At 48.9% G+C, this 5,688-nt stretch carries 7 protein-coding genes; all 7 read right to left on the bottom strand.

Annotated features, from left to right (window positions below):
• Positions 1-69: 69 nt before the first annotated feature.
• The 7 genes from ndk to ADA01nite_RS05860 all read right to left on the bottom strand — a co-directional run bounded on the left by ndk (position 70) and on the right by ADA01nite_RS05860 (position 5,457).
• Entirely contained in the window at positions 70-519 is a 450-nt protein-coding gene (ndk, locus tag ADA01nite_RS05830) for a nucleoside-diphosphate kinase (protein ID WP_146809021.1), read from the bottom strand.
• Between the two features lie 98 nt (positions 520-617).
• Positions 618-1,571 (bottom strand): heptaprenyl diphosphate synthase component II, encoded by a 954-nt coding sequence (gene hepT / locus ADA01nite_RS05835; RefSeq protein ID WP_146809022.1) that lies wholly within the window; start codon positions 1,569-1,571, stop codon positions 618-620.
• A 36-nt stretch (positions 1,572-1,607) separates the two neighbouring features.
• Positions 1,608-2,450 (bottom strand): menaquinone biosynthetic enzyme MqnA/MqnD family protein, encoded by an 843-nt coding sequence (locus ADA01nite_RS05840; RefSeq protein ID WP_246147238.1) that lies wholly within the window; start codon positions 2,448-2,450, stop codon positions 1,608-1,610.
• 13 nt (positions 2,451-2,463) lie between these two features.
• Entirely contained in the window at positions 2,464-3,054 is a 591-nt protein-coding gene (locus tag ADA01nite_RS05845) for a UbiX family flavin prenyltransferase (protein ID WP_146809024.1), read from the bottom strand.
• The gene (locus ADA01nite_RS05850; protein ID WP_146809025.1) at positions 3,051-3,914 is read right to left on the bottom strand and encodes a UbiA-like polyprenyltransferase; all 864 of its coding nucleotides are present in this window, start codon (positions 3,912-3,914) and stop codon (positions 3,051-3,053) included. Before ADA01nite_RS05850 ends, ADA01nite_RS05845 begins: the two co-directional genes overlap by 4 nt.
• On the bottom strand, positions 3,911-4,645 hold the full coding sequence (locus ADA01nite_RS05855; protein ID WP_146809026.1) for a demethylmenaquinone methyltransferase: 735 nt from the start codon (positions 4,643-4,645) through the stop codon (positions 3,911-3,913). The genes ADA01nite_RS05850 and ADA01nite_RS05855 overlap by 4 nt, the downstream gene beginning before the upstream one ends.
• 2 nt (positions 4,646-4,647) lie before the next feature.
• A complete protein-coding gene (locus ADA01nite_RS05860) occupies positions 4,648-5,457 on the bottom strand; it encodes a heptaprenyl diphosphate synthase component 1 (RefSeq protein ID WP_146809027.1) in 810 nt (269 codons plus the stop codon).
• Positions 5,458-5,688 lie beyond the last annotated feature (231 nt).

A 5,688-nucleotide genomic window follows, 5' to 3' on the forward strand; every position in this document is an offset into this window, starting at 1 on the left:
GATTTTCACAGAAAAAAAGGCAGAAACTATATATTTCTGCCTGTGTGGATATTTTTGTTCATCAAAAAATTAAATCCACTTGTTGATTGTTTTTTCATATTCGTGCAGCTCGTCTTCTTTGAACCACAGTGCGATTTCGCGCTCAGCCGTTTCCGGAGCATCGGAACCGTGGATGATGTTCATACCCATGCTGATACCGAAGTCGCCACGGATAGTTCCCGGAGCGGCTTCTGCCGGATTTGTTTTACCCATCATGTTACGTGCGGTCGCGATTACATTCTCGCCTTCCCATACCATCGCAAATACGGCACCTGAAGTAATAAAGTCAACAAGCTCACCGAAAAAAGGCTTCTCTTTATGTTCAGCATAGTGCTCTTCTGCCAGTTCACGCGGTACATTCATCAATTTCGCACCGATAAGGTGGAAACCTTTGCGCTCGAAGCGCTGCATGATTTCGCCGATCAAGTTGCGTTGTACGGCATCCGGTTTAGCCATGATGAAAGTGCGTTGTTTCGCCATGTATAATAACCTCCATGTTCTGTAGTTACTTTCCTATGTACGGTGTGCTAACACACATCGTGAATTTTAACAAATTTAGGGTATCTTTGCAACTGCCCTTAAAATTGCCGTTCTCCAATAAAACGCGCGATTTTTAACAGGGCATCCTTGCTCCGATTGTCAGGCAATCCCTCAAGCGCCTGCGCCGCACGCGCCAGATACCGGTTTGCAAGCCTGCGTGCCACATCAATGCCTTCACCTTGGCGGATCGCTTGAATCATCTCGTCTACCCGATTTTCTTCCGCCAGCGTTCGAAACCGGGCCGCATCCGGACTTCTATGGTACGCATACAGCGCAGGAAGCGTAATATTGCCCTGCCTCAAGTCACTGCCGGCCGGTTTGCCAAGCGTTTGCTCGCTGCCTGTGAAATCAAGAATATCGTCGGTAATTTGAAATGCCATACCCACATTATAGCCATAGGCATAGAGCTGGCGCACAACATACGCCGGGGCATCTGCCGCAATAGCGCCCAACTGGCAGCTGATCGCAATAAGCAGAGCGGTTTTCCGCTTGATGCGACGCAAATAATGGCGCAGGTTCTGCTCCCAGTTATTCAAATCGCGGATTTGTTCAATCTCACCGATGCACAAATCAACCATTGCACGCGACAATATTTTATGAATCTGCGGATTAGGCAGCTCGGCTACCATCATCAGCGCACGAGCCAAAATATAATCGCCGGTATACATCGCAATCCGGTTGTCCCATTTCGATTTGACGGTCATCTTGCCGCGCCTGAGCTCGGCATCATCGATAACATCGTCATGCACAAGGGTCGCCATATGAATGAGTTCAAGCGGCACAGCCACAAGCTTAAGCCGCTCGATGTCATATGTGCCAAACTTTCCACCCAGCAGCACAAAGACGGGGCGAATTCGCTTCCCCCCCGCTTTGAGCAAATGACTGGACGCTTTTTGCAGCACAGATTCTTTCGTGTCAATCGCCCTGTCCAACTCGCGTTCGATATAATTCATGTCCGATCGGAACGGCCAAAAAATATCTGTTAGTTTCATTACGCTCCACCCAACTGGTTCTTCTCTTCCTAACGCTTACACAGCCGACTGCCGCGAATCCGCGCTCCAAACTTCCACCTTGGCCGACTCGCTCAACAGCCCGAGCTCCGCTGCACATGCGTAATAGTACTCCAATCCTCTCTTATGATCCGGAGTAAAATCGTAAGATAGTCCTGTATAATATGTCTTCCAGAACTCCGTAGTAGCGCCGAAATCTTGCTTCGCCTGGGCCACGACTGTGTCCAATTCGGCAAACCCCAATTTCTTACTACGCAAAAATTCATTATGAACGCTGCGCAGGAGTTCCTGCTTACTCTGTGAAACTTCACGTCGCACTGCCCAAACCGCGAACACCATCCACATCCCGGTATGTTTATACCACAGCTCGCCCAGGTCATACATATGATAGCCAGGATTGTTCCAGGAAGCAAGCAGCGCATCGTCGCCAATTAACAACGCAGCGTCCGCTACTGCCATCATCCTCTCCAGATTGGCCGGCATCATCTCATAGAAGGGAGAAGCCTGATAAAACTTTTCCATAATCACTTTAAGCAAATTAACCGATGTCGCTGACTTATCTGTTAACGCAATTTTTACTTCTTTCAGTTCTTCAATCGGCTTGCGGGAGAAGAGAAAAATAGAACGCACTTTGCCCAGCGAGCTAATCGACAAATCAGACAGCACCTCATACTCGTTATAATTCCGTCCGTATTCAAATGACGAAATCGGCCCCATATCAATGGTACCTTCCGCCATACCTTGATTAAGCTGCGAGGGAACCTGCGGGATAAATTCTACCTGATGTTCATCGAATTGATCGGTACGAAAAAAATGATAGATAGGCATGATGTTACTAAAAGTGATTTTGCCAATTTTCATTGCAGGCACGGTTTCACTCTCCCCAACGGCGAAATAGTTGATGTGGCACATCTAGAGTGTCCAGTACTTTTCCTACCACAAAATTGATTACATCGTCCATTGTCTGCGGTTTGTGGTAGTACCCGGGCATGGCGGGCACGATGCGCGCTCCCGCCTGCGCCAGCTTCGTCATATTCTCCAGTTGAATAACGTTAAGCGGTGTCTCGCGCGGCACAATAACAAGCTTTTTCCCTTCCTTAAGCATCACGTCGGCGGTACGCTCCAGCAGATTGCCGGATGCCCCGTGGGCAATGCCGGACAGCGTCCCCATGGAGCAGGGCACAATCACCATAGCGTCGCTGCGATACGAACCGCTCGCAACGGGCGCTGTAAAATCGTGCAGCGTATGATAGTGAAGTTCTCCGTTTACCTGCGGAAAATGCTCCCGAATGACCGCATCCCGGTCTGTCGTATCCCAGTCTAATTCTTCCCGAAATACTTGCCAGCCAGCTTCCGTTACGATCAAATGCACTTTATAGTCATGAAGGAGCATCTGCTGCACAAGGCGTACCCCGTATACAGCGCCGCTCGCTCCTGTAATTCCGACAACAAAGATTTTTCTCATCTCATCACCAAATCAAGCAGGGTAAATGAAAATACAACAACGCTGAGAATCCCGTTCATCGTGAAAAAGGCCGTATTTAGCTTGGATAAATCGTTCGGTGATATCAGCCGATGCTCATAAACTAAAATGGCAGCAGCGATAATAACTCCAATTGCAAACCAAATATGAAGGCTGGTAATAAAAAACAATGCGATAAAACCAGCGATTGTAATGATATGGAAGAAACGTGCCAGCTTGAGCGCTCTGGCAATGCCAAAATAGCTCGGAATCGAATACAGACCGCGCTTGCGGTCGAATTCGGCATCCTGACACGCATAGATCACATCAAAACCTGCAGTCCAGAGAGCCACGGAAGCAAACAGCAGAAGTCCCAGCCAATCTACCTGTCCGGTTGTGGCTACCCAACCGCCAAGCGGCGCAAGCCCGATGGCAATGCCCAGCACTAAATGACAGGCCCAGGTAAATCGCTTCGTATAAGAATATAATACCAGGAAAAAGACTGCGATCGGCAAAAGCTTCACCGCCAGCATATTCAACTGGAAGGCGGCGACAAATAAAACCACGAATGAAACGATGATGAACAAAAGAACTTCTCCTACTTTAAGCAACCCGGCCGGGAGCGCCCGCATGGCCGTGCGCGGATTCTCCGCATCAAAACGTCGGTCAATCAACCGATTGAGCGCCATGGCCGCGCTGCGTGCGCCCACCATCGCCACGATAATCCAGAAGATTTGCGACCACGTCGGCCATGTGCCGTTGACAACAAAGCTGCCCAGAATTGCGCCCATAAATGCAAACGGTAGCGCGAAAATCGTATGCTCAAATTTGATCATTTCCAGGATAATTTTTAATTTTCTCATGATTTGTCCACCTGTTTCTTAAAACCGATGTGCAGCGCGGAAACGCCGCCGACAAACAGCTTGGTCTGCACGTCTACAAGACCCGCTTCACGGAAAACTTCCGCGAGTTGCCTGCTGTCCGGAAAGTTGGTCAGCGACTGGGGCAGCCAGCTGTATTCTTCATACTTATCCACCACTATACGGGCGATAAGCGGCAAAATATTGTAAAAATAAAAAAAGAACATTTTACGGTACGGCATCAGCGGAGGTTTGCTGACTTCAAGCGAGACGACCTGTCCTCCCGGCTTCACCACCCGTGCCATCTCACGAATCACCTGCTTATAATCCGGCACATTGCGCAAAGCAAATCCGATCGTCGCATAATCGAACGTGTTATCCGGATACGGAATCTTCATTGCATCTCCGTTCACCAGCGTAATTTGATCCAGCCCTTTTTTCCGAATCTTTTCCGCCCCGACATCAAGCATATTCTGACTGAAATCAAGGCCTACTACATTGCCTTTCGGGCCGACCGCTTCAGCAAGGCTAATCGTCCAATCGCACGTCCCGCAGCATAAATCAATCGCGCTCTGACCTTCCCGTACACCCATCCGCTTATTTGTATATTCACGCCAGGCGACATGACGGCCAAAACTGATAACGGAGTTCATTCGGTCATACTCTTTTGCAATCGATTCAAATACCGAATGTACGTATTCCGCTTTTTCTTCCCCCTGCAATTTCTGACGCATGGCTACATCTCCTCTGCCCTTGCTTTCTGGTTGTCCAACTCTTCCGCGCACCGGTCCACAAGGTGCCTCAATTCGGCGCGCCATTCTTCCCCTTCTACCAGCGCGATCAATTTACGACACTGGTGGAGCGCTTTATGGATGTGCTGCAGCATCGATTGGTAGGCGCTATGCGTGCCTTCCTCCCGGCTCAGCAGATGAAAATATCGCCCCGCCTCCTGCTCGATATTCCAGGTCCGGTATTCGGCAAGCAATTGCTCAACAAGAATCATCTGTGAAAAAATACGCATCCATACGTCCATTGTTTCCCCGACATATGCATTTCCAAAGGACCGAAGCAAGGACGACTCGATATCCACTTTTCGCTGCAAATATTGCTCGGCTGTCCAATCGTTCTCACAATACAAATTAATCTTCCACTCGTTAATCTCCTGAATGCTCCGTGCCAGCTGGCCGATCGCCCGCACATCTTCTAAGTTGGCGAGCAAATAATAGTACCGGCTGCTGAAATAATCACCGGCCAGCACGGTAAGCTGGCGCGATCTAATGCCTGCGGATGTCTCTTCTTTGTTCAGGCTGACCCGCTCATGGCTGTCAAGCGCGAGCTGAATCAGCGTTGCAGTGACAATATAGTCGCGAAGAGCCGCTCCGCTTACGCCGCGCTGCCTAAGAAAAAGATACAGCAAGCATATGCGAAGCTGTGAGATAGGTGGATTATCAATGTATTGGTAGAGAACGCGGTTTTCGGCATTCTGTTTAATGCTCCTTACGACTTCTTCTATTTCTTCCTGAAAATCATGCTTCAAAAGGTTCATCTGTTATGCATCCCCCAAAAAAACGTTCCCACGCTCACTGAAAACATACTTATAAAGTATACCATACTACCACTCGTACTACACTAAGATATTATATAATTCTTCCTTGTGAATTGTAAGCTCTATCTCAGGTACAAAACCACCATGGGAGATGATCCGCAAGCCCTGCCATGAAAATGAAGGGAAGGGCGGCTGACTTTTGCGGTACGAAGGAGAAGAGAACGAGGAGAG

Source organism: Aneurinibacillus danicus (genome assembly GCF_007991215.1).
GTDB lineage: Bacteria > Bacillota > Bacilli > Aneurinibacillales > Aneurinibacillaceae > Aneurinibacillus > Aneurinibacillus danicus.